Source organism: Stutzerimonas stutzeri (assembly GCF_038561965.1).
GTDB classification, from domain to species: Bacteria; Pseudomonadota; Gammaproteobacteria; order Pseudomonadales; family Pseudomonadaceae; genus Stutzerimonas; species Stutzerimonas stutzeri_AA.
In genome coordinates this window covers 1,682,462-1,706,803 of record NZ_CP139348.1, presented here as the reverse complement: position 1 = coordinate 1,706,803, position 24,342 = coordinate 1,682,462, and the positions used below count along the sequence as shown (strand labels likewise).

At 62.2% G+C, this 24,342-nt stretch carries 19 protein-coding genes; 9 read left to right on the top strand and 10 right to left on the bottom strand.

All coding sequences use genetic code 11. The annotated features are described in order from the left end of the window. Positions 1-9: 9 nt before the first annotated feature. From nqrE to SM130_RS07790, 6 genes are all read right to left on the bottom strand, one after another. Complete coding sequence (gene nqrE, locus SM130_RS07815; RefSeq protein WP_102823541.1) at positions 10-618, bottom strand: NADH:ubiquinone reductase (Na(+)-transporting) subunit E; 609 nt, start codon at positions 616-618, stop codon at positions 10-12. Further along, the gene (locus tag SM130_RS07810) at positions 618-1,292 is read right to left on the bottom strand and encodes an NADH:ubiquinone reductase (Na(+)-transporting) subunit D (protein ID WP_181019208.1); all 675 of its coding nucleotides are present in this window, start codon (positions 1,290-1,292) and stop codon (positions 618-620) included. The genes nqrE and SM130_RS07810 overlap by 1 nt, the downstream gene beginning before the upstream one ends. After that, positions 1,289-2,083, bottom strand: coding sequence for a Na(+)-translocating NADH-quinone reductase subunit C (locus SM130_RS07805; protein WP_102823539.1), 795 nt, complete (start codon positions 2,081-2,083; stop codon positions 1,289-1,291). Before SM130_RS07805 ends, SM130_RS07810 begins: the two co-directional genes overlap by 4 nt. Continuing rightward, on the bottom strand, positions 2,076-3,287 hold the full coding sequence (locus SM130_RS07800; protein WP_102823538.1) for an NADH:ubiquinone reductase (Na(+)-transporting) subunit B: 1,212 nt from the start codon (positions 3,285-3,287) through the stop codon (positions 2,076-2,078). The genes SM130_RS07805 and SM130_RS07800 overlap by 8 nt, the downstream gene beginning before the upstream one ends. 3 nt (positions 3,288-3,290) lie before the next feature. After that, a complete protein-coding gene (locus SM130_RS07795; RefSeq protein WP_102823537.1) occupies positions 3,291-4,628 on the bottom strand; it encodes a Na(+)-translocating NADH-quinone reductase subunit A in 1,338 nt (445 codons plus the stop codon). 334 nt (positions 4,629-4,962) lie between these two features. After that, positions 4,963-6,414, bottom strand: coding sequence for a glyceraldehyde-3-phosphate dehydrogenase (locus SM130_RS07790; RefSeq protein WP_102823536.1), 1,452 nt, complete (start codon positions 6,412-6,414; stop codon positions 4,963-4,965). A gap of 158 nt (positions 6,415-6,572) precedes the next feature. On the opposite strand from SM130_RS07790, the gene mfd reads away from it, so the two are divergent. The 8 genes from mfd (at position 6,573) to pdeM (ending at position 20,600) form a co-directional block, all read left to right on the top strand. Then, positions 6,573-10,019, top strand: a complete 3,447-nt coding sequence (gene mfd / locus SM130_RS07785; protein ID WP_102823535.1) for a transcription-repair coupling factor — start codon at positions 6,573-6,575, stop codon at positions 10,017-10,019. Further along, positions 10,020-10,538, top strand: coding sequence for a CsiV family protein (locus SM130_RS07780; protein WP_102823534.1), 519 nt, complete (start codon positions 10,020-10,022; stop codon positions 10,536-10,538). It begins immediately after the preceding gene. Between the two features lie 74 nt (positions 10,539-10,612). Next, on the top strand, positions 10,613-12,943 hold the full coding sequence (locus SM130_RS07775; RefSeq protein ID WP_102823533.1) for a DEAD/DEAH box helicase: 2,331 nt from the start codon (positions 10,613-10,615) through the stop codon (positions 12,941-12,943). A gap of 146 nt (positions 12,944-13,089) precedes the next feature. Continuing rightward, entirely contained in the window at positions 13,090-13,650 is a 561-nt protein-coding gene (locus SM130_RS07770; protein WP_102823532.1) for a hypothetical protein, read from the top strand. A gap of 167 nt (positions 13,651-13,817) precedes the next feature. Next, positions 13,818-14,834: a ligase-associated DNA damage response exonuclease gene (locus tag SM130_RS07765; protein WP_102823531.1), complete on the top strand. Its 1,017-nt coding sequence runs from the start codon at positions 13,818-13,820 to the stop codon at positions 14,832-14,834. 97 nt (positions 14,835-14,931) lie between these two features. Further along, entirely contained in the window at positions 14,932-16,638 is a 1,707-nt protein-coding gene (locus SM130_RS07760) for an ATP-dependent DNA ligase (RefSeq protein WP_102823530.1), read from the top strand. A gap of 350 nt (positions 16,639-16,988) precedes the next feature. Then, complete coding sequence (locus tag SM130_RS07755) at positions 16,989-19,613, top strand: ligase-associated DNA damage response DEXH box helicase (protein WP_102823529.1); 2,625 nt, start codon at positions 16,989-16,991, stop codon at positions 19,611-19,613. Positions 19,614-19,910: 297 nt separating this feature from the next. Next, positions 19,911-20,600 (top strand): ligase-associated DNA damage response endonuclease PdeM, encoded by a 690-nt coding sequence (pdeM, locus tag SM130_RS07750; protein ID WP_102823528.1) that lies wholly within the window; start codon positions 19,911-19,913, stop codon positions 20,598-20,600. Here the strand turns inward: pdeM and SM130_RS07745 are convergent. Beyond that, the gene (locus SM130_RS07745; RefSeq protein WP_102823527.1) at positions 20,578-20,811 is read right to left on the bottom strand and encodes a hypothetical protein; all 234 of its coding nucleotides are present in this window, start codon (positions 20,809-20,811) and stop codon (positions 20,578-20,580) included. The two genes, pdeM and SM130_RS07745, sit on opposite strands and share 23 nt — an antisense overlap. A gap of 194 nt (positions 20,812-21,005) precedes the next feature. Here SM130_RS07745 and SM130_RS07740 point away from each other — a divergent pair, with 194 nt between their 5' ends. Then, positions 21,006-22,340, top strand: coding sequence for an erythromycin esterase family protein (locus tag SM130_RS07740; RefSeq protein WP_102823526.1), 1,335 nt, complete (start codon positions 21,006-21,008; stop codon positions 22,338-22,340). 93 nt (positions 22,341-22,433) lie between these two features. Here SM130_RS07740 and SM130_RS07735 read toward each other — a convergent pair whose 3' ends face one another. The 3 genes from SM130_RS07735 to mazG all read right to left on the bottom strand — a co-directional run bounded on the left by SM130_RS07735 (position 22,434) and on the right by mazG (position 24,186). Beyond that, positions 22,434-22,595, bottom strand: coding sequence for a hypothetical protein (locus tag SM130_RS07735; RefSeq protein WP_342369127.1), 162 nt, complete (start codon positions 22,593-22,595; stop codon positions 22,434-22,436). 108 nt (positions 22,596-22,703) lie between these two features. Beyond that, positions 22,704-23,243, bottom strand: coding sequence for a DUF2058 domain-containing protein (locus tag SM130_RS07730; RefSeq protein ID WP_102823524.1), 540 nt, complete (start codon positions 23,241-23,243; stop codon positions 22,704-22,706). A gap of 112 nt (positions 23,244-23,355) precedes the next feature. Next, positions 23,356-24,186 (bottom strand): nucleoside triphosphate pyrophosphohydrolase, encoded by an 831-nt coding sequence (gene mazG / locus SM130_RS07725; protein ID WP_102823523.1) that lies wholly within the window; start codon positions 24,184-24,186, stop codon positions 23,356-23,358. Positions 24,187-24,342 lie beyond the last annotated feature (156 nt).

Here is a 24,342-nt window from a genome sequence, read left to right as displayed (position 1 = left end):
GTCCCGTCCTTACAGCTGTACGCCAGAGAAAGACATGAAGCCCAGCGACATCAGTCCGATGGTGATGAAGGTGATGCCCAAACCCTGCAACCCATCCGGAACGTCACTGTACTTAAGCTTCTCGCGAATACCGGCCAGCAAAGCGATGGCCAGTGCCCAAGACAGGCCGGAGCCCATGCCATACACCACGCTCTCGCTCAGGTTGTAATCGCGCTCGACCATGAACAGCGTGCCACCCATGATGGCGCAGTTCACGGTGATCAGCGGTAGGAACACACCCAAGGCGTTGTAGAGGCTCGGTACATACTTATCGAGCGTCATCTCGAGTATCTGCACGATAGCCGCGATCACACCGATGTAGCTCAGCAGACCGAGGAAGCTCAGATCCACTTCGGGCAATCCGGCCCAGGCCAGCGCGCCGCTTTTGAGCAGGTAGGTGTAGATCAGGTTGTTGGCGGGCACGGTGATGGTCTGCACCACGATAACCGCGATGCCCAGGCCGATCGCGGTTTCCACTTTCTTGGAAATCGCGATGAAGGTACACATGCCAAGGAAGAACGCCAGGGCCATGTTCTCGATGAACACGGCGCGGACGAACAGGCTGATGTAATGCTCCATTAGTAAGCCTCCTTGTTCGAGACTTGTGGCGCCATCTTGAAGGAAGGCTTCTCGACCTGATCCTTTTTCCAGGCACGGATGCCCCAGATGAACAGACCGATCAGGAAGAACGCCGAAGGCGGCAGCAGCATCATGCCGTTGGGCTGATACCAGCCGCCGTCATTCACTAGCGGCAGAATGGTGTAACCCATCAGCTTGCCGGCACCGGTCAGCTCGCGAATGAAGCCAAGCGCGATCAGCATGGCGCTGTAGCCAAGACCGTTGCCGATACCGTCGAAGAACGACAGCACCGGTGGGTTTTGCATGGCGAAGGCTTCGGCGCGTCCCATCACGATACAGTTGGTGATGATCAGACCGACGAACACCGACAGCTGCTTGGACAGCGAGAAGGCGTACGCCTTGAGCACCTGATCAACAAGGATTACCAGCGAGGCGATGATCACCATCTGCACGATCATACGAATCGAGTTCGGGATCTGGCTGCGAATCATCGAGATGAACAGGTTGGAGAACGCGCAGACCAGGGTCAGCGCCACCGACATCACCAACGCGGTGTTCAGGTTGGAAGTAACCGCCAGCGCCGAGCAGATTCCGAGAATCTGTAGGCCGATGGGATTGTTGTTGAAGACCGGATTGAGCAGTACTTCTTTGACAGTGGGTTGCGACATGATCAAGCCTCCCCAGCGCGCAAATTAGCGATAAATGGACCGAAGCCGTTCTCGCCCAGCCAGAAGTGCAACAAAGCGTTGACACCATTGCTGGTCAGGGTCGCACCGGCCAGGGCATCGACCTGGTGAATGGCGCGCGGACTTTGTGGATCTACGCCGCCCTTGACGATCTGCACGGCCAGCTTGTCGTTGTCGTCGAACAGTTCCTTGCCCGGCCATTGGCCACGCCATTTCGGATTGTCGACTTCACCGCCCAGACCCGGCGTCTCGCCGTGCTGGTAGAAGCCGAAGCCCGCAACTGTATCCAGGTCGCCCTGCACAGCCATGAAGCCATATAGCGTCGACCACAGACCGTAGCCACGAACCGGCAGGATCAGCGTGTCGATTTCGCCCTCACCCTGGCCTTCGACTATATAAACAGTGCTGTAACGCTCGCGACGTTTGATCGAGGCGATGTCCTGCTCACTCGGCAGGGTTTTCGAGAGCGATGGATCCTTCGCGGCCGCAAGCGGATCGAAAGTCTTCGCTTCGAACTCGTCGCTGAACTTGCCGGTTTCCAGGTCGACCAGGCGAGCAACGATGCGCTCGTCGAACAACTGCTTGACCTGATTGCCGGACATGCCAGCCTCACCCAGGCCGGCAATGGCCAGGATGCTGCGCTGCTTGTCCAGCAGGCGATTTTCCTGCTGAGTCGGGCGAAGCGCCACAGCGGCGCCGGCCACGAAGATGGAGCACACCAGGCAGACCAACAGGGCTACCGTCAGCGTGCGAACGGTGGATTCTTTCTGACTAGACATTACGTGCCAGCCTCCGCTTGATATTGGCCTGAATGACGAAATGGTCAATCAGCGGCGCACACAGGTTGGCGAACAGGATCGCCAGCATCATGCCTTCCGGGAAGGCGGGGTTGACGACGCGGATGAGCACGACCATCACACCGATCAGGATGCCGAACACCCACTTGCCGGTATTGGTCATGGACGCCGAAACCGGGTCGGTCGCCATGAAGATCATGCCGAAGGCGAAGCCACCGACGACCATGTGCCAGTACCACGGCATACCGAACAGCGGGTTGGTATCGGAACCGATCAGGTTGAACAGGAAGCTCAGACCGATCATGCCGAGCATTACGCCAGAGACGATGCGCCACGAGGCGATCTTGCTGCCGACCAGGATCGCACCGCCGATGAAGATTGCCAGCGTACTGGTCTCACCAATCGAACCATGGATCGTGCCGACGAATGCGTCCATCCAAGTGATACCGCTTGCGAGGACATTCTCGATGCCACCAGCGAAACCGAGACTCAGCGCAGTCGCGCCAGCGTAGCCATCGACCGCAGTCCAAACCGCATCGCCAGACATCTGCGCCGGGTAGGCAAAGAACAGGAACGCGCGTGCTGTAAGCGCCGGGTTCAGGAAGTTCTTGCCAGTGCCACCGAAGATCTCCTTGCCGATCACCACACCGAAGCTGATACCCAGTGCAACCTGCCACAGTGGGATGCTCGGCGGCAGGATCAGGGCAAACAGTACGGAGGTGACGAAGAAGCCTTCGTTGACCTCGTGCTTGCGGATGGAAGCGAATAGCACTTCCCAGAACCCACCGACGATGAAGGTCACCGCGTAGATTGGCAGGAAGTAGGCTGCACCCTGGATGAAGTTATCCCAGAGACTGTTCGGGTCGAAGCCGGCAAGCGCGCCGATCAGACCAAAGCGCCAGCCCTCCTGCGCCGCCAGCAGATCGGGGCTCTGCGCGAAGATCAGGTTGGCCTGGTAGCCGGTGTTCCACATACCGAAGAACATCGCCGGGAAGGTGCACATCCAGACGGTGATCATCATGCGCTTGAGGTCGATGCCGTCGCGCACGTGAGCGGTGGTCTTGGTGACACTACCGGGACGATAGAGGAAGGTGTCGGCTGCTTCGTACAGTGCATACCACTTTTCGTACTTGCCGCCTTTTTCGAAATGATGCTCGATCTTGTCGAGGAATGCGCGGATGCCCATGCCTTAACCCTCCTTTTCGATGCGGGTCAAATTGTCCCGCAGGATCGGGCCGTATTCGTACTTCCCGGCACAGACGTAGGTGCACAGCGCCAGATCTTCTTCGTCCAGTTCCAGGCAGCCAAGCTTCTGCGCCACCTCGGTGTCGCCCACGATCAAGGCGCGCAGCAACTGGGTCGGCAGAACGTCCAGCGGCATGACCTCTTCGTAGTTGCCTACCGGAACCATCGCACGGGGGCTGCCATTGGTGGAGGTGGAGAAGGAGAACTTCTTGCCGGCCATCAGCTTGGAGATATAGATGTTGAGGATCGAGTGCTTCTCGACGCCCGGGCGCATGTAATGGAGCATTTCGCGCTCCTTGCCCTCATGCAGACAGGAAACCTGCTGGTGATAGCGACCGAGATAGGCGAACGCGCCATGGGCAGTACGTCCACCGAGCAGCGAGCCGGAGACGACACGGTTGGCGCCGGGCTGCAGTTCGCCCGCGGTCAGTTCGTCAAGATTAGCGCCGAGACGGGCACGCACCAGACGCGGCTTTTCCACCACCGGCCCGGCCAGCGACACGACGCGCTCCACCGACAGACGACCACTGGTGAACAGCTTGCCCACCGCGATCACGTCTTGGTAGCCAATGGTCCAGACGCTCTTGCTGGCACTCACCGGATCGAGGAAATGAATATGGGTACCAGCCAGCCCGGCAGGATGCGGACCATTGAAGCTTTCGACCTGAACCTTTGCCAGGGACTCACCGGGTAGCGAGGCAGTCGGAGCCTTGCACAGGAATACCTTGGCCAGATTGGTGAGAACCTTGAGGCCGGCTTCGAACGCTTCCGGCTGCTCGGCGATGACAACAGTCGAATCTGCAGCCAGCGGATGCGTGTCGATCGCCGTCACGAAAATCGAAGCAGGCGTGGCATTGACAGCCGGAACCTTGCTGAACGGACGCGTGCGCAGCGCAGTCCAGAGGCCGGACTGCTGCAGATTCTCACGAACCTGCTCGCTGCTCAGGCCATCAAGTTCGGCAAGCGAGTAGCTCGCAAAGGTAATTTCCTCATCGCCGTCGAGGTCGATGACCACCGACTGCAGCACGCGCTTCTCGCCGCGATGCACCGCACTGACGACACCAGCGCCGGGCGAGGTGTAATGCACGCCTTCGGACTTCTTGTCGGAAAAAAGGATCTGCCCCAGCTTAACCCGATCACCGACCTGAACAGCCATGGTCGGCTTCATGGTCGGATAGTCGAAGCCAATGATGGCGACGCTGCGTACGGGCCTGCCGGCCTCGATACGCTGCGCCGGCGCACCGGCTATGGGCAAATCAAGCCCTCGTTTTATATTGATCATCGGTTTGCCTAACCACTGATTTTAGAAAGCTTTTTTTGCAGGCCCAGCGGCATGGCGCAAAGTAGGATTGCGCCGCGCGCGCCAATAAGTTATCGACGCGACACCATGTCGCGGACCCAGGTAAAAAATCCGCCCGATTATAGAGGTCACGGACCTTGACTGACCACCCAAGCATTGCGGATTTTTGACTCGAAACAAGAGAAGCAAAATTACCGGCGAGCGCTATGAGTCGACCAGCCGGGCGCTCATCCGTGAAAGCGGGCATTGCCGGCTACAGCGCAAAAACGCAAAACGGGAGCCGAGGCTCCCGTTTTTGCATCACCGCCCGCAGCGCTTAGCGCGGGAAGGCTGGCGGGTTAACCCCTGCCATGTCTTCCATCACACGCACTACCTGACAGCTGTAGCCGAACTCGTTGTCATACCAGACGTAAAGCACGACGCGATTGTCGTTGCAGATCGTTGCTTCTGCATCCACCACACCGGCATGGCGAGACCCTACGAAATCAGTGGATACAACTTCCTGCGAGTTGACGAAATCAATCTGCTTCTGCAGATCCGAGTGCATGGCCATCTGGCGCAGGTACTCGTTGATTTCTTCGCGACCGGTTGCCTTCTCCAGATTCAGATTGAGAATGGCCATGGAAACGTTCGGTGTCGGGACGCGGATTGCGTTACCGGTCAGCTTACCCTTGAGCACCGGCAGCGCCTTGGCTGCGGCCGTGGCTGCACCGGTCTCGGTGATCACCATGTTCAATGCAGCACTGCGACCACGACGACTGCCCTTGTGGAAGTTGTCGATCAGGTTCTGGTCGTTGGTATAGGAGTGCACGGTTTCAACGTGACCGTTGACGATGCCGTACTGATCGTTCACTGCCTTGAGCACCGGCACGATGGCGTTGGTGGTGCAGGACGCGGCAGAGATGATCTTGTCATCGGCAGTGATGTCGCCATGGTTGATGCCATGCACGATGTTCTTCAGCTCACCCTTGCCCGGAGCGGTCAGAACGACGCGCGCAACACCTGGGCACTTGAGGTGCTGACCCAGGCCTTCGGCATCACGCCACTTACCGGTGTTATCGACCAGCAATGCGTTCTCGATGCCGTACTCGGTGTAGTCGACCGAGGACGGATCGTTGGAGTAGATCACCTGAATCAGGTTGCCGTTGGCGGTGATGGTGTTGTTCTCTTCGTCGATGGTGATGGTGCCATCGAACGGACCATGCACCGAGTCACGGCGCAGCAAGCTGGCGCGCTTGACCAGATCGTTGTCGGCGCCCTTGCGCACGACGATGGCACGCAGGCGCAGGCCGTCGCCGCCACCGGTCTTCTCGACCAGGATGCGAGCCAGCAGACGCCCGATACGGCCGAAACCGTACAGCACGACATCAGTGCCTTTGTGGCCGGCGGCAGCGAGACGCTTGTCGGCCACTTCGGCCAGCTCTTCGCGCACGAACTGCTCGAGGTTGCGGCCATTACCGGCTTCTTTGTACTTGGCGACTAGTTTGCCCAGGTCCACCGAAGCGGCACCCAGGTTCATTTCGCTCATGGTCTTGAGAATCTGGAAGGTGTCGTGCACCGACAGCTCGGTTTCGTCGGCAATGCGGTGACGCGCGAAACGATGTGCCTTTAGGATGGCGATAACCGAACGATTGATCAGGCCACGGCCGTAGATCGAAGTCACCACGTTATTGTTGCGATACAGCTGACCAATCAGCGGAATCATCGCTTCGGCGAGGGCTTCGCGGTCAATCCATTCACCAAGACACTGGTCGGGCTTCTGAGTCACGGGCAGTTCCTTCCAACATGTAGGGGCTGAGAAAAGGGGCTACATTATGACGGCGCACCCTAGCGCCGGCAATCTGCAGCGGACGAAACACTGACAGCCGAGCGCCTCGATAGTTACAATCCCGGCGGCCTATTTTTCCATCGGAGCCACGCCTACTCGTGTCCGTCTTGCGCCTTCCCCCTCTGCCTGCCGCCAGCGGCAAGCAACACTGGGGCAATCTTCCAGGAGCTGCGCTGAGCCTGGCGATTGCCGAAGCAGCCAGCAACGCCAAACGCTTCACGTTGCTCCTCACCGCTGACAGCCAAAGCGCCGAACGCCTGCAAGAAGAGCTTGCCTTCTTCGCGCCCGGGCTACCGGTGCTGCATTTCCCCGACTGGGAAACGCTGCCCTACGACATTTTTTCGCCGCACCAGGACATCGTCTCCCAGCGGATCGCCGCGCTCTACCAGTTGCCGGAGCTAAGCCACGGCGTGCTGGTAGTGCCAATAACCACGGCCCTACACAGGCTGGCGCCGAAGCGCTTCCTGCTCGGATCCAGCCTGGTGCTCGATGTGGGTCAGAAGCTCGATGTCGAGCAGATGCGACTACGCCTGGAAGCAGCCGGCTATCGCTGCGTGGACACTGTTTACGAACACGGCGAGTTCGCCGTACGCGGCGCGTTGATCGATCTCTTTCCCATGGGCAGCCCCCTGCCCTACCGCATCGATCTGTTCGATGACGAAATCGAAACGCTGCGCACCTTCGATCCAGAGAACCAGCGCTCGATCGACAAGGTTGAATCGATCCGCCTGCTACCAGCGCGCGAGTTTCCCCTGAAGAAGGAGGCGGTCACCGGCTTTCGCGCCCGTTTCCGTGAGCGTTTCGATGTCGATTTCCGCCGCTGCCCGATCTATCAGGATCTCTCCACTGGCATAACCCCGGCGGGCATCGAGTACTACCTGCCGCTGTTCTACGAAGAAACCGCGACGCTGTTCGATTACCTGCCCGAAGACACTCAGGTGTTCTCGCTGCCCGGCATCGAGCAGGCCGCCGAGCAGTTCTGGAATGACGTACGCAATCGCTACGAGGAACGCCGCGTCGATCCCGAGCGGCCGTTGCTACCGCCGGCGGAGCTGTTCATGCCGGTGGAAGATTGCTTCGCGCGGCTCAAACTATGGCCTCGCGTAGTCGCCAGCCAGCAGGATGTGGAACCAGGCATTGGCCGTGAACGCTTCAGCGCACAGGCACTTCCGGAGCTGGCCATCGAGTCCAAGGCCAGCGAGCCGCTGGGCAAGCTGCGTCAATTTCTGGAGGACTACGCAGGACGCGTGCTGTTCACCGCCGAGTCCGCAGGGCGCCGCGAGGTGCTGCTGGAACTGCTCGCACGCCTCAAGCTGCGCCCGCAAGAAGTCGACGGCTGGGGAGGATTCCTCGCAAGCCAGGAGCGGCTTGCGATCACCATCGCCCCGCTCGACGAAGGCCTGCAACTGGAAGACGTGGCATTGGTCGCGGAAAGCCCGCTGTTCGGCCAGCGTGTCATGCAACGCCGGCGCCGCGAGAAGAGCCGCGACGGCGGCGAAAACGTCATCAAGAACCTCACCGAGCTGCGCGAAGGCTCGCCGGTGGTGCATATCGATCACGGCGTGGGGCGCTACCAGGGCCTGACCACGCTGGAGATCGAAGGCCAGGCACAGGAATTCCTGCTGCTGCAGTACGCCGAAGACGCCAAGCTGTATGTGCCGGTCGCCAGCCTGCACCTGATTGCCCGCTACACCGGCAGCGACGACGCGCTGGCACCGCTGCACCGGCTCGGCTCGGAAACCTGGCAGAAGGCCAAGCGCAAGGCTGCCGAACAGGTTCGCGATGTGGCCGCCGAGCTGCTGGATATCTACGCCCGTCGCGCCGCACGCGAGGGCTATGCCTTCAAGGACCCGCAGGTCGACTACGAAACCTTCGCCGCTGGCTTCCCCTTTGAAGAGACACCGGACCAGCAGGCCGCCATCGACGCGGTGCGCGAGGATTTGCTCTCGGCCAAGCCGATGGACCGCCTGGTTTGCGGCGATGTCGGCTTCGGCAAAACCGAAGTGGCCATGCGCGCCGCTTTCATTGCCGTACATGGCGGGCGGCAGGTCGGCGTACTGGTACCCACTACCCTGCTCGCCCAGCAACACTACAACAGCTTCCGCGACCGTTTCGCCGACTGGCCGGTGCGGGTAGAGGTAATGAGCCGCTTCAAATCTGCCAAGGAAGTGCAGAGCGCTATTGCCGAGCTGGCCGAAGGCAAGATCGACATCCTCATCGGCACTCACAAGCTGCTGCAGGACGACGTCAAGTTCAGCAACCTGGGCCTGGTCATCATCGACGAGGAACACCGTTTCGGCGTGCGTCAGAAGGAACAACTCAAGGCACTGCGCAGCGAAGTGGACATCCTCACGCTGACCGCCACGCCGATTCCGCGCACACTGAATATGTCCATTGCCGGCATGCGCGACCTGTCGATCATCGCCACCCCACCGGCGCGCCGCCTTTCGGTGCGTACCTTCGTCATGGAACAGCAGAACACCGTGATCAAGGAAGCGCTGCTGCGCGAGCTGCTGCGTGGCGGCCAGGTCTATTACCTGCACAACGACGTCAAGACCATCGAGAAATGTGCCGCCGACCTGCAGGCGCTGGTTCCGGAGGCGCGTATCGCCGTCGGCCACGGACAGATGCGCGAGCGTGACCTCGAACAGGTGATGAGCGATTTCTACCACAAGCGCTTCAACGTGCTGGTGGCTTCGACCATCATCGAGACCGGCATCGATGTGCCCAGCGCCAACACCATCATCATCGAGCGCGCCGACAAGTTCGGGCTGGCGCAGCTGCACCAGCTGCGTGGCCGGGTCGGCCGCAGTCACCACCAGGCCTACGCATACCTCCTTACCCCGACCCGCAAGGCGATGACCGACGACGCCCAGAAGCGTCTGGAAGCCATCGCCAATGCCCAGGATCTCGGTGCCGGCTTTGTCCTGGCGACCCACGATCTGGAGATCCGCGGTGCCGGCGAGCTGCTCGGCGAGGGTCAGAGCGGGCAGATCCAGGCGGTTGGCTTCACGCTTTACATGGAGATGCTCGAGCGCGCGGTCAAGGCGATCCGCAAGGGCGAACAACCGAATCTGGAGCAGCCGCTCGGCGGCGGTCCAGAAATCAACCTGCGCCTGCCGGCATTGATACCGGAGGACTATCTGCCAGACGTGCATGCCCGCCTGATTCTCTACAAGCGCATCGCCAATGCCGCCGACGAGGACGGTCTGAAAGAGCTGCAGGTGGAGATGATCGACCGCTTCGGCCTGTTGCCCGAGCCGACCAAGAACCTGGTACGCCTGACGCTGCTCAAGTTGCAGTCGGAAAAGCTTGGCATTACCAAGATTGACGCCGGCCCGCAGGGCGGGCGTATCGAGTTCTCGGCCGATACCTCGGTCGATCCGATGGTGCTGATCAAGCTGATCCAGAGCCAGCCGAAGCGCTACAAGTTCGAGGGCGCCACGCTGTTCAAATTCCAGGTACCGATGGAGCGTCCCGAAGAGCGCTTCAACACCTTGGAAGCGCTCCTTGAACGACTCGCGCCCAGCGAACAGGGATCCTAGGTGCCAGTTCGTTGGCTGCTGCTGTTGCTGGCACTCTGCACGCCTCCGGCGTTTGCCGAGGCGCTGTATCGGGTAGAAGTGCTGCTGTTTCGCCACGATGCCCCGCTGCAGGCCAGTCAACGCGCGCCCGTTGACTGGGCCAAAGGCGCGCATATGCTGGAGCGCAGCGCAGAGCGTCAGCCGGTGCTGGAGGCCGTCGCCGAAAGACTCTCGGCCGAGCCTGGGTATCAGCTACTGCTGCATCGGGCCTGGCGACAACCGATAACCGATAACAGCAAGGCGATTGCGTTGCACCAGGGGCAACGTCACTTCGAGCACTATCCGATTCAGGGCGTGCTGCAGTTGCGGCCGGGGCGTTATATGCAGACAGACGTGACGTTCTGGATCAACCGTTTCGGCGACTACGGCCAGCTGCTCGCCAGCGAACGCCTGACACAGCGGGTGCGCCTGGTGCCTGGTCGACTCACCTATATCGATCACGACAGCCTCGGGCTGCTGATCGAACTGAAGCGATTATGAGTAAGCAGCGCCGACGCCTTGCCCAGACCCGGACTGGTCTGGCTCACTTCGCTTTTGCGGTGAGGAGCTGATCGATGGCCCCTCCCCTGGTTCCGCGCAAGGAACGACTGGTTGACGACCTGCTCCCGGTCCCGCTGCTCAGTCTCGGCAGTCATCAGGCGATCAACTACCAGCCTGGCAACCAGCGCATGGTCAGCGACCATCAGCACCGCGCCGGCCTGTCGTTCCTCTATGGCGAGGCAAGCATCCACGGCAAACGCAACGGCGAGCGCATCCGCCATCTGGCTGGCGGTGAGCTGCAGCTGATCGCCCGCCATGCGCAGGCCGAACAGGCGCTGCGCAAACAGCTGGAACAGTTGGGCTTTCGCCCGGCACTGCGCCAGAGCCTGGCGCTGCCGAAGGACTCGGGCGAAATGTTTCAGCTGCCCGGCGAGGAGGCTTGGCTCAGATTCGTTCAGCAGCAGTTGCCCGAACTGCAACGCCAGGGCTGGCAGATCGATATTCACCCCGGCTTCGCCTATGACCTGACGACCATCGATAGCTGGTACGCGGCAGTCGATGAATCCGCCGATGACGAGTGGTTCGATCTTGATTTGGGCATCGTCGTGGGCGGTCAGCGCATCGGCATATTACCGGTGCTGTTGCGCCTGATTCGCCAGAATCCACAGTTACTGACGCCCCGCGCCCTCGCCCAGCGCAGCGACGACGAGCAGCTGCGCGTGCAGCTGGAAAGATCGAGCCAGCGCGACGGGCAACCCTTACAGGTCTTGCTGCCGTTCGCGCGGATCAAACCGATTCTGGCGACGCTCGGCGAACTCTACATGCAGGAGCCAATGGATGGCCCTTCGCTGCGCCTGAGCAAGGCTGACGGTGCACGCCTGGCCGGGCTCGAGAGCCTCAGCCCACACTGGCACGGGGGCGAACGGCTGCGACGATTCGCCGGGCGGCTGCACAGTCCGAGCATTCAGGCATGCCCGGCACCAGCCATGCTCAACGCTACGCTGCGGCCTTATCAGTTGCAGGGCCTGGCCTGGATGCAGACGCTGCGCGAACTGGACGCGGGCGGCATCCTCGGCGATGACATGGGCCTCGGCAAGACGCTACAGAGCCTCGCCCACATCCTGGTGGAAAAACAGGCCGGGCGCCTCGACCGCCCGGCCTTGGTGGTGATGCCGACCAGCCTGATTCCCAACTGGCAGGACGAGGCCAGGCGTTTCGCGCCGCAGCTGCGGGTGCTGACCCTGACGGGCACCAGTCGCCAGAAGCATTTCGGCGAACTTGCCAAGCATGATCTGCTGCTGACCAGCTATGCCTTGCTGACCCGTGATATCGCCGTACTGTGCGAACAACCGCTGCACGTGCTGATTCTCGATGAAGCCCAGCACATCAAGAATCCCTCCAGCAAAGCGGCACAGGCCGCGCGGGCACTGCAGACACGGCAGCGTCTGTGCCTGACCGGCACCCCATTGGAAAACCACCTCGGCGAACTCTGGTCGCTGTACCACTTCCTCATGCCCGGCTGGCTCGGCGACGCCAAGCGCTTCACTCAGGACTATCGCAATCCCATCGAGAAGCATGGCGACGACGCTCGACTGAGCCATCTTCGCGCGCGCATCCGGCCCTTTTTACTGCGTCGTACCAAAGAGCAGGTGGCGACCGAATTGCCCGCGAAGAACGAGTTCGTCCACTGGGTCGAACTCAACGATGCCCAGCGCGAACTCTACGAGACGCTGCGCCTGGCAATGGACCGCAAGGTGCGTGACGAGATCGAGCGCAAAGGCCTGGCGCGCAGCCAGATGGTCATCCTCGAAGCCTTGCTCAAACTGCGCCAGGTCTGCTGCGATCTGCGCCTGCTCAAGGGCGAGTCGACGCGGGCTACACGCGGCAGCAGCTCGGGCAAGCTGGACAGCCTGCTGGAGATGCTTGACGAACTGATGAGCGAAGGCCGCCGGGTACTACTGTTTTCCCAGTTCACCTCGATGCTGACGCTGATCGAGCAGGCGCTGCACAAGCGCGGCATTGCCTACGTCAAGCTGACCGGTGAGACCGATGACCGGCGCACACCTGTCGAGCGCTTCCAGGCTGGTGAAGTCCCGCTGTTCCTGATCAGCTTGAAGGCCGGCGGCACCGGGCTCAATCTGACGGCCGCCGACACGGTGATCCACTACGACCCCTGGTGGAATCCGGCAGCGGAGAATCAGGCGACCGACCGCGCCTATCGTATCGGCCAGGACAAGCCGGTGTTCGTCTATCGCCTGATTACCCGCGGCACCGTCGAGGAGCGGATTCGCCAGCTGCAGTCACGCAAGGCCGAGCTGGCCGCCGGGGTGCTCGAAGGCTCCGGCGATGCCGGCTGGCAGCTCGGCGAACAGGATATCGACGCCCTGTTCGCTCCGCTGCCCTGAACAAGACACGGCAACTGGCGAACTTGTGACAGCGGCAAGTGCAGCACTTTGCGCTTTGCCAGATCATCGCCATCTCGATTAACGTTCCATCCGCGGCGGTACTGCCGCTACCACGTCACCGGCAGCGCCACAAAGGAGCAGCACCCATGAGCCTCTACGAAATCGCCTTTTCCGGCCAGCTGCTCCCCGGCGCCAGGCTCGAGCAGGTCGAAGCCAACCTGACCAAACTGTTTCAGGCGGACGCCCAGCGCATCGCGTTGCTGTTCTCCGGACGACGCATCGTCATCAAGCAGAACCTCGACTTCGCCGCCGTGGAAAAGTATCGCCAGGCGATGGAACGCGCCGGTGCGCAGGTAGAGGTCAAACCGATGCCGGTGGATGTCGAGGAAATCGAATTGGCACCGCCACCACCCGCGACCCCAGCGGCAAGCACCGCAACCGCACCGAGCACTTCGAATGCGTCCCCGGCAGCGCTCAAGGTGACGCCCCGCGACGAGTACATGGCAGCCTTCATAGACGTCGAAGCACCGGACTTCGGCATCGCACCCGTGGGCGTCGACCTGCAGGACGCCCATCCCGAGCCCGAGGCGCCCCGTGTAGACCTCTCCCAGTTCAGCCTGGCGCCGGTGGGCAGTGACATGGGCGAAGTCCCGCGCGACACGGCCGCGGTGGTGCCGGATACCTCGCATCTCAAGCTGCAGGACTGATTGGCCGATCTCGAAAACACGCTGGGCTAAAGCGGAACCCCGCCCGGCCCACCGGCGTCTCGCGCCCCTCCCATCCTTCTTGAATAGAATCCCCGCCACCGCGGAAAGCGAACTCGCAGCGCCACACTGGGCTCCAACTCTGCAAGCCCCTCAAGCTGTCGTGTTCAATGGACCTCGTCGTTGCCCGCCCCGAAGGCCTCTATTGCCCGCCCGGTGATTTCTACATTGATCCCTGGCGGTCGGTCGAACGCGCCGTCATCACCCACGCCCATGGCGACCACGCGCGCTGGGGCATGGGTCATTACCTGGCATCCAGTGACAGCGAAGGCATCCTGCGCTCGCGGATTGCCGCCGACATGCCATTGCAGACGCTGCGCTACGGCGAGTCCATTGAGCATCACGGCGTCAAACTCAGCTTTCATCCTGCCGGCCATGTACTCGGCTCGGCCCAGGTGAGGTTGGAATACAAAGGCGAAGTCTGGGTGGCCTCGGGCGACTACAAGGTCGAGCCGGACGGCACCTGCGCACCCTTCGAGCCAGTGCGCTGCCACACGTTCATTACCGAATCGACCTTCGGCCTACCTATCTACAAGTGGCCCTCGCAGGGCGTTGTCTTTCGCGACATCAACGACTGGTGGCGCGCCAATGCCGCAGCCGGGCGCGCCAGCGTGCTGTTCTGCTACGCCTTCGGCAAGGCGCAGCGCATCCTGCACGGGCTGGACGAAAGTATCGGCACCATCGTCGTCCATGGAGCGGTGGAGCCGCTGAACAAGGTTTACCGGGAAGGCGGTGTTTATCTGCCTCCCACCGTCTACGCCGGCGATCTGAAAAATGGCGACCCGCGTTTGAAGCAGGCCATCATCCTGGCTCCGCCTTCTGCCGGCGGCAGCACCTGGATGCGCCGTTTCGGCGATTATGCCGACGCCTTCGCCAGCGGCTGGATGATGCTGCGCGGGACCCGCCGTCGGCGTGGTGTCGACCGCGGCTTCGTGCTCTCCGACCATGCCGACTGGTCGGGTCTGCTCTGGGCCATCGAACAGACCGGTGCTGAGCGGGTAATGGTGACGCATGGCTCCGTGCCGATCCTGGTCCGCTATCTGCGCGAGATGCGCGGGCTTGATGCGCAGGCATTCGAGACCGAGTACGGCGAAGAGGACGACGCCGCGACCCTGGAGGCCGAATGAGCCGCCGCAAGCACACCCACGCTGAAGTACGGCGACGCCCCCGTAGGGGCGAGCTTGCTTGCGAATTGCCTGCCCGCGGTCTTGCTGGCGATCCCCAATGAGAGCTTTCGCCACCCTCTACAGCCGCCTCGACGCCACCACGTCGAGCAACGCCAAGCTCGCCGCGATGCGTGACTATTTCCGTGAAGCCGATCCTGCTGACGCCGCCTGGGCCGTGTACTTCCTCTCCGGTGGCCGGCCGCGCCAACTGGTCCCGACCCGAGTGCTGCGCGAAACCGCCATGCAAGCCTCCGGGCTGCCGGAATGGCTGTTCGAGGAAAGCTACCAGGCGGTGGGTGACATGGCCGAAACCATCTCGCTGCTGATGCCCGAAGCCACGCACAGTTCCAACGAAGGCCTCGCCGTATGGATGCAGGACAAGCTGCTGCCACTGCGCGGCCTGCCGCCTGGAGAACTGGCCGAACGTCTGCCAGCACTATGGGCACAGCTTGACCGGCTCAGCCTGATGGTCTGCATCAAGTTGATCACTGGTGCCTTTCGCGTGGGCGTCTCGAAGCTGCTCGTCACCCGAGCGCTGGCCTCGCTGGTCGATCTCGATCCCAAACGGATCGCGCAGCGCCTGGTCGGCTACACCGACCTGTCCCACCGTCCCAGCGCCGAGCGCTACCTGGCCCTGATCGCCGACGAGTCCGAGCATGAACACGCGCAGCGTGGAGGCCAGCCCTACCCCTTTTTTCTAGCCCATTCTCTGCAGGCGCCGGTGGATGATTTCGACACGCTGCTCGGCGCGCCGGATAACTGGTTCATCGAATGGAAGTGGGATGGCATCCGCGCGCAACTGGTCAAGCGCGATGGGCAGGTCTGGGTCTGGTCCCGTGGCGAAGAGCTGGTCAGCGAGCGATTTCCCGAGCTCTGCGAGCTGGCCGTCGGTTTGCCGGACGGCACGGTGATCGACGGTGAGATTCTGGTCTGGAAGCACGCCCCGGAGACCCCAGCCGGCGAGCTGTTCGACGGCGCCAGCACCGGCGAGCCCAGCGCCGATGGCTTCGGCGTGCAGCCCTTCTCTCTGTTGCAGCAGCGTATCGGGCGCAAGAACCTGACGGCGAAAGTGCTAGCCGATGCGCCCGTCGCAGTGCTCGCCTACGACCTGTTGGAATGGCAAGGCGACGACTGGCGACAACGCCAGCACCGCGAGCGGCGGAAACAGCTTGAAGCTGTGGTTGCCCGGTGCGCGGACCCGAGGCTTATGCTTTCACCGCTGATAAGCGGAAACGACTGGCACGATCTGGCCCGGCAGCGCGAGGCGTCCCGTGCGCGTGGCGTTGAAGGGATGATGATCAAGGCCCGGGCGGCCCAGTACGGTGTCGGCCGGACCAAGGACGTCGGCGTCTGGTGGAAATGGAAGATCGAGCCGTATTCCATCGATGCTGTGCTGATCTATGCCCAGCGCGGCCATGGGCGTCGCGCCAGCCTCTACACCGACTACACCTTTGCGGTCTGGGATGGCGAGCCGGGCAACCCAGAGCGCAAGCTGGTGCCCTTCGCCAAGGCCTACTCCGGACTGACCGATGAGGAGATGCGCAAGGTCGACGCCATCGTGCGCAAGACCACCGTGGAGAAGTTCGGGCCCGTGCGCAGCGTCACCCCGACATTGGTGTTCGAGCTCGGCTTCGAGGGCATCGCCGCTAGCAGCCGCCACAAAAGCGGCATTGCCGTACGCTTTCCGCGCATGCTGCGCTGGCGCCTCGACAAGCCTGTGGACGAGGCCGATAGCCTGGAGACGTTGAAGGAATTGCTGGGATGATGCCCTCAGCCAAAGAAGCCCGGCTCTTATCCGTAAAGCTCGTTTGTTGGCGATACGCATCACCGTGGAACCCCTGGCTCGCGAGCAAGCTCGCTGCTACAGGAAAAGCGCGTTTATGACAGTACGTCTCTCGAATGAACTTCCCATACTGAAATCGTTGCGCCTGCCGGTGAATCGCTGCCGTTTCGTAGGAGCCAGCTTGCTGGCGAACCGCAGCCATGCGGTGTTCTCGGTTCGCGAGCAATCTTTCTCCTACAAAAGCTCTTCCACACTCCTATTTGCTGTTTCTGCTGAAACCCGACATTGCAGCTGCGCGCCCTACTGTCATAGATCCCGCCATGGCGCGACTTATGGCTAAAAAACACATGTCTCATGGTGTCGGCTGGTTCGCTAAAAAAGGCTGGCAACCTTTCCCCTTTCAGCAGGATGTTTGGCAGGCCGTAGAGAACGGCGAATCTGGCCTCTTGCACGCCACGACTGGGTCGGGCAAAACCTACGCTGTCTGGCTGGGCGCGCTCAATCATTTCGCTTCTGTAGGAGCGGGCTTGCCGGCGAAAGGCCCGCAGAAGAGCGCCAAACCATCGTCAGACAAACCCGCTCCGCTCACCGTCCTCTGGATCACCCCGATGCGCGCGCTGGCGGCCGATACCGCGCGCGCCCTGCAGGCACCGCTGGACGATCTGGGCATCAACTGGAGCATCGGCCTGCGCACCGGCGACACCAGCAGTGCCGAACGCGCCCGCCAGGGACGAAGGCTGCCGAGCACGCTGGTGACCACACCGGAAAGCCTGACCCTGCTCCTGACTCGCGCCGATGCGCGCCAGGCCTTCGCTGGGCTACGCATGCTGGTGGTCGATGAATGGCACGAGCTGCTGGGCAACAAGCGCGGCGTGCAACTGCAGCTGGCCCTGGCGCGGCTGCGCCAGTGGGTGCCGGAGCTGATCGTATGGGGGTTGTCGGCGACATTGGGCAACCAGTCTCACGCCCTCGAGGTGCTGCTGCATCCCGGCAGCGGCAAGCTGGTGCAGGGCAAGGTCGACAAGGACCTGCGCGTCGATACGTTGCTGCCGCCGAGCATCGAACGCTTCCCCTGGGCCGGTCATCTCGGGCTGCGCATGCTGCCGCAGGTGGTCGAGGAGATCGACTCGGTCGCCACCACCCTGGTCTTCACCAACACCCGCTCACAGTCCGAGATCTGGTACCAGGCAATCCTCGGCGCGCGGCCGGACTGGGCCGGGCTGATCGCGCTGCACCACGGCTCGCTGGCGCGCGAGGTGCGTGACTGGGTAGAGCTGGGCCTCAAGCAAGGCGCCCTCAAGGCGGTGGTCTGCACCTCGAGCCTGGATCTCGGAGTCGATTTCCTGCCGGTCGAACGGGTGCTGCAAATCGGTTCGCCCAAGGGCGTGGCGCGGCTGATGCAACGAGCAGGTCGCTCCGGCCACGCGCCGGGACGAACCTCCCGGGTCACGCTGGTGCCCACTCACAGCGTGGAGGTGGTGGAAGCCGTCGCCGCACAGGTCGCAATCGCCGAACGCCGAATCGAGGCCCGCAGCGCGCCCCATCGACCGCTGGACGTGCTGGTACAGCACCTGGTGAGCATGGCGCTGGGCGGCGGTTTTCGCCCCGAGCAGTTGTTCGCCGAGGTGCGCCAGGCCTGGTCCTACCGCGAGCTCACCGATGACCACTGGCAATGGGCACTGGCTTTCGTGCGGCATGGCGGCCATTCGTTGACCGCCTACCCGGATTACCAGCGCGTCGAGCCGGATGAAACGGGCCTGTGGAAGGTGCCGAGCCGCCGCGTGGCGCTGCGTCATCGCATGGGCATCGGCACCATCGTCAGCGATGCCAGCCTGACGGTGAAGTTCTGGGCCAAGGGCGGCAGCGGCCGCTCGCTGGGCAGCATCGAGGAAGGGTTCATTGCGCGCCTGCGGCCCGGTGACAACTTCCTCTTCGGTGGACGCCTGCTGGAGCTGGTGCGAGTGGAAAACATGACCGCCTACGTCAGCCGCGCCACGGGCAAGAAAGCCGCCGTGCCACGCTGGAATGGCGGGCGGATGCCGCTATCGAGCGAACTGGCCGATGCCGTGGTCGAGCAGCTCGGCGCCGCCTCACGCGGCCAGTTCGACAGTCCCGAGATGCGCCTGGTCGAACCCCTGCTCCGCGTGCAAATGGACTGGTCGGCGCTGCCCACCGAAAATACGTTGCTGGCCGAGGTGATGAAGTCGCGCGAAGGTTGGCACCTGTTCCTCTACCCCTTCGCCGGCCGCCACGTACATCTGGGGCTCGCCAGCCTGCTGGCCTGGCGCATGGGCCAGCGCCAGCCGCTGACCTTTTCCATCGCAGTCAACGACTACGGTTTCGAACTGCTCTCGGCAACCGAAGTGGACTGGCTGCAATGGCTGACACCCGAACTGTTCAGCCAGGACAGTCTGCTGTATGACGTGCTCGCCAGCCTCAACGCAGGCGAACTGGCGCGCCGGCGCTTTCGGGAAATCGCGCGCATCGCGGGGCTGGTGTTTTCGGGCTACCCCGGCGCGCAGAAAAGCGCCCGACAGCTGCAGGCCTCCAGCGGGCTGTTCTTCGATGTGTTCCGGCAATACGACCCGGCCAATCTGCTGCTGACCCAGGCCGAAGAAGAAGTGCTGCGACAGGAACTGGAGGTCGAGCGGCTGGAGCAGACCATGAGCCGGCTCCAGCAGCGTCAGCTGGACATTCATCCGGTCAAACGCACCACACCGCTGGCATTCCCGCTGATGGTCGAGCGCTTCCGCGAAAGCATGAGTTCGGAAAAGCTCGCCGACCGCATCCGCCGCATGGTCGCCGAACTGGACAAGGCGGCAGGTCCCGGTGGTTACCAGCCAGGGGCTGGCGCCGACATCGTGGTGGAACGGGAGACCAGCCCCACGCGCAAACCGCGCAAGACCAAGGACGGTACGCCACGCTTGAAGAAGCCAAAGCCAAAGCCGTCCACTTAGAAAGCACGCTTACGTTGATCCAAGCGGGTCTACCGAGAGTTTCGCCCTATGCAAACAGCAAGAACGCTTCCGCAGGCGCGACCTGTAGAGAGGCGAACTTGGAATTCTCCGAGCCTTGAAACGCTCTTCGGAGCAAGCAACTATCAACGGCCAGGACCCTGCGCAACATCGATTACGATCATTTCGTAGGCACCCGCTCACTGATAACCGCGACCCCCAGACCTCCGATCCCACGGCCCTAGCCTGGCGCTGTGATCCATCGGTCGGCGCATGCCGAGCCTGAGATAAACTGCGGCAATGAATTCTTACCTGTCGATCCAACTTGAACAGACCGAGCTCTGGTTGCTCGCAGAAAAGGCGATTTACTGGCCGGAACACCAAGCACTGCTGATCGCCGACATTCACTTTGGCAAGGCGGCCGCCTACCGGCGACTCGGGCAACCGGTACCGCACGGCACGACCCAGGCGAACCTGCAACGGCTCGACGCCCTGCTCGCTCGCTTTCGCTGCGAGCAGCTGATCTTCCTAGGCGATTTTCTTCACGCGCCGGAATCGCAGACGCCGGCGGTTCTCGCGCAATTGCATGAATGGCGAGCCAAGCACTCAGGCCTAGCGATAACGCTGATCCGCGGCAACCACGACCGGCGTGCCGGGGACCCGCCGACAAGCCTGGGAATGCGTGTAGTTCCCGAGCCTCTGCTGCTCGGCCCGTTTGCATTGCAGCATGAACCCGACCCGCACCCCACGCATCACGTCCTGGCCGGCCATCTTCACCCAGCGTTTCGCCTCTCAGGAAAAGGCCGGCAAAGCTTGCGCCTGCCGTGTTTCTGCATCGGCGAGCGGCTCAGCCTGCTGCCGGCCTTCGGCGACTTCACCGGCACGATGACGGTGACAGCGGAAGATCGCTGGCAGATCTATGTGGTTGGGGATGGAGAAGTCTGGCCGCTGGCGCGGCCAGTACCCGTCAGGCCTGGGATATGCCCGTAATGGTGATGCCGTAACGCTCGGCCAGGCGTGTGGCTGGGGTGTCCTCCAGATCAGGGTCGTGCTCATGCTCGAACTCCTGATCCGGATACAGCTCCTCTGCCTTGCGCGTGACGAGATCAACGGCCTCGTCGATATCAGGCTGATGCTCGGAGTCGATCTTCAGCGTCGAAGTGTTGCCGTCTTTGTTATACGCAATGATCCAGGTCGTCATGGAATGCCCCTCGCCTTAAATAAACCCGTGTGCGCGTAATAACGCGCATCTTGGTTTTTGTAAGTTTTTAGACCCATCCGGCGCCGGCAGTTCGGTCCCTCACCTTCAAAGTTAGCAGCTTTGGTCGCAGTACGAGGAACAACCAACCGGATGTTCAGTCATCCGTTAGGTGTTCTGCATGAGGAGTTCGAGTCATGAACGCTTCGCGTACCCATCCATCCGGCCCGCCCGAAGAGCAGCTGGTAGCCTTGCTGCGCCAGCATGCCGAGCACCTGCCGGCGGTGGACGACCCGCACTTTGCCGATGCCTTCGAGCGCTATGCCGATGCCCGTGTGGTGCTGATTGGCGAAGCCAGCCATGGCTCATCCGAGTTCTACCAGGCCCGCGCCGCGATCACCCGGCGCCTGATCGAAAAGCACGGCTTTACCATCGTCGCGGTCGAGGCCGACTGGCCGGACGCCGCGCAAATCGATTGTTACAGTCGACAACGCATGCCCGTTGCCTGGGTGGAGGACGCGTTCAAGCGTTTCCCGAGCTGGATGTGGCGAAACCGAGAGGTCCAACAATTCGTTTGCTGGCTGCGCGCGCACAACGAAACCCTGACAGCCGAACAACGCGTCGAATTTCGCGGCCTGGACGTCTACAGCCTGGGCAGTTCGATTCAAGAGGTCTTGCGCTATCTCGATCGCACTGACCCAGAGGCGGCGGCTGCGGCGCGGCGGCGATACGGTTGCCTCAGCCCGTGGCAGGAAGATCCGGCCGTCTATGGCCACAACGTCATGCTCGGCCAGCCCTCCTGCGAGGAGGCAGTGCTCGAACAGCTGCAAGCCCTGCTCGCACAGCGTCTCGAGCTCATCGGCCAGGACGGCGAACGCTTCTTCAACGCCGAACGCAACGCCCGTGTGGTACTTGCCGCGGAGCATTACTACCGCGCCATGTACCGTGGTTCGAGCGAATCCTGGAACCTGCGTGACCGCCATATGTTCGACACCCTGAAGGCGCTGCTCGAACATCGCGGGCCGGACGCCAAGGCCGTGGTCTGGGCGCACAACTCCCACATCGGCAATGCCGCGGCGACCTCAATGGGCTGGGGAGGAGAATTCAATATCGGCGAACTCTGTCGTACCGCCTTCGGCAGCGATGCGGTGCTGATCGGAATGGCGACCGACCGCGGCGAAGTGGCAGCTGCCGACAATTGGGACGAGCCGATGCAGGTCAAGCAGGTCATCCCTTCCAGAGCAGACAGCTGGGAGCAGCTATTCCTGAGGGCCGGCGTGCCGATTTCACTGACCGACTGGCGCAACGATCAGCATGAGCTGCGCAAGGCGCTCGCCCAGCCGAGGCTGGAGCGCGCCATCGGAGTGATCTACCGGCCCCTGACTGAGCGGCAATCGCACTACTTCCGCGCGATCCTGGCCGAGCAGTTCGATGCGCTGATATGGCTGGAGCAAACCCGCGCCGTCACGCCGATCGGCCCGCAACAGATCGATGCGGAGATCGTTCCGGACACGTACCCGTTCGGCGAGTGAAGCTTCTGATGCAAAACAGCCGAGCAGCTAGCAGATAACCCTGCGCCGCATTGTGCAAACGACAGCGCAGGTATCGGGTTGTCGGCGGGCGGTTCAGGCAACCGGCGCGGGCGGTGGCTGATCGGGAACCGTAGGCTCACCAGGCTCCGTAGGCTGCGTCGGAACCCCTGGCTCTTCGGGGTCACCGGGCACACCAGCGGCGCGCCAGTACAGGGTATCGGCATTAGGGATATAGCGAATCGACTGAGCGGGCATGATCTTCTCCACTGCATTTGCCCGCAGCTGCGGGCAGGTCTGTAGTAGAGATGCAGGCGGGGCGTTTCTATCCAACCTTCCGTCGGACATCGCGCCCGCCGCAAGGGATCACCACATCAGATCGTCCGGCACCTGATAAGCGGCGTACGGATCGTCGGCGTCCGGCTCTTCGGTGCGGGTATTGAGCTGCACCACGCGATGTGGATCGCGTTCCTGGATCTTCAGCGCGGCCTCACGCGGAATCACCTCGTAACCACCGCCATGACGCACGATGGCGAGCGAGCCACTGGCCAGCTTGTCACGCATCAGCTTGTTCACCGACAGGCGCTTGACCTTCTTGTCGTCGACGAAGTTGTAGTAGTCCTCGGTGGTCAGCTTGGGCAGGCGGCTGGTCTCGATCAGCTGCTTGATCTGCGCGGTGCGGGCCTTCTGCTCAGCCTTCTGTTGCTGCTGGCGGTTGAGCTCCTGGTCGCGGGCGATCTTTTCCGCCTGCGCCTTCAGTGCTGCCTCGCGCTGCGAGTCGTCCTTCTCGACCTGGCCTTTCTTCTCCAGGCGCTGCTGCTTCTGCTTCTGCTTGACGGCCTGCTTGGCCTGCTTTTCGTTGACCAGTCCAGCTTTGAGCAACTGGTCACGGAGGGAAAGACTCATGTTTCGGCTCGTCTCGTCATGAATTCAAGTTGGGCGCCGGTGGGAAACTGCTTCGCTCCACCGAGCGGCATTGTGGGTGATGTGAAAAGCCACATCCACCCCGGAAACGCCATTAGCCGCAGGAGGAGGATCGTTCGGCTTTCTTGGCCTCGCCCCAGAGCGCGTCGAGCGCCTCGAGATCGCAGTCCTCGATGGGCCGCCCCGCTTCGCGCAATGCCTGTTCGATAAAGCGGAAACGCCGCTCGAACTTGCCGTTGGCGGCACGCAGGGCGTTCTCAGGATCGACCTTGAGATGGCGCGCCAGGTTGACCACGACGAACAGCAGGTCGCCCAGTTCCTCTGCGATGGCTTGTGGATCGTTCTCGCTCATTGCCTCAAGCACTTCGCTGAGCTCCTCGCGCACCTTGTCCACCACCGGCAGCGCCTCGGGCCAGTCGAAACCGACCTGGGCGGCGCGCTTCTGCAATTTCGCAGCCCGGCTGAGCGCCGGCAATGCGTTCGGTACGTCGTCGAGCAATGACAGCTGTTCAGGTGCGGCAGCCTTCTCGGCACGCTCCTCGGCCTTGATCGCTTCCCAGCGCTGTTTGATGGCCGACTCGTCGAGCCGTGGCAGCTCCGGCGAGCCATACAGATCGCCGTCTGGAAAGACGTGCGGGTGGCGGCGGATCAGCTTGCGGGTAATGGCATCGACCACGCTAGCGAACTCGAAGCGCCCCTCTTCTTTGGCCAGCTGGCTGTAGTAAACGACCTGAAACAACAGGTCGCCCAGCTCGCCGGGCAGATGATCGAAATCGCCGTTCTCGATGGCATCGGCGACCTCGTAGGCCTCCTCCAGCGTGTGCGGCACGATGCTCGCGTAGTCCTGCTGCAGATCCCATGGGCAGCCATGCTGCGGGTCGCGCAGCCGAGCCATAAGATGCAGGAGGTCGTTGAGTTGGTACATGGGACTCCTCAGCGAATCGAGGGCTGGTGACGGATGCTGATGGCATCAGGGTGGATACAAGAAGCGACAGCCACCCTACGGTTCGGTCGCGGCCAAACGCCGCAAACCATATTGCAGGTAGGGAGGATGACGATCCACCCATCCACCCATCCACCG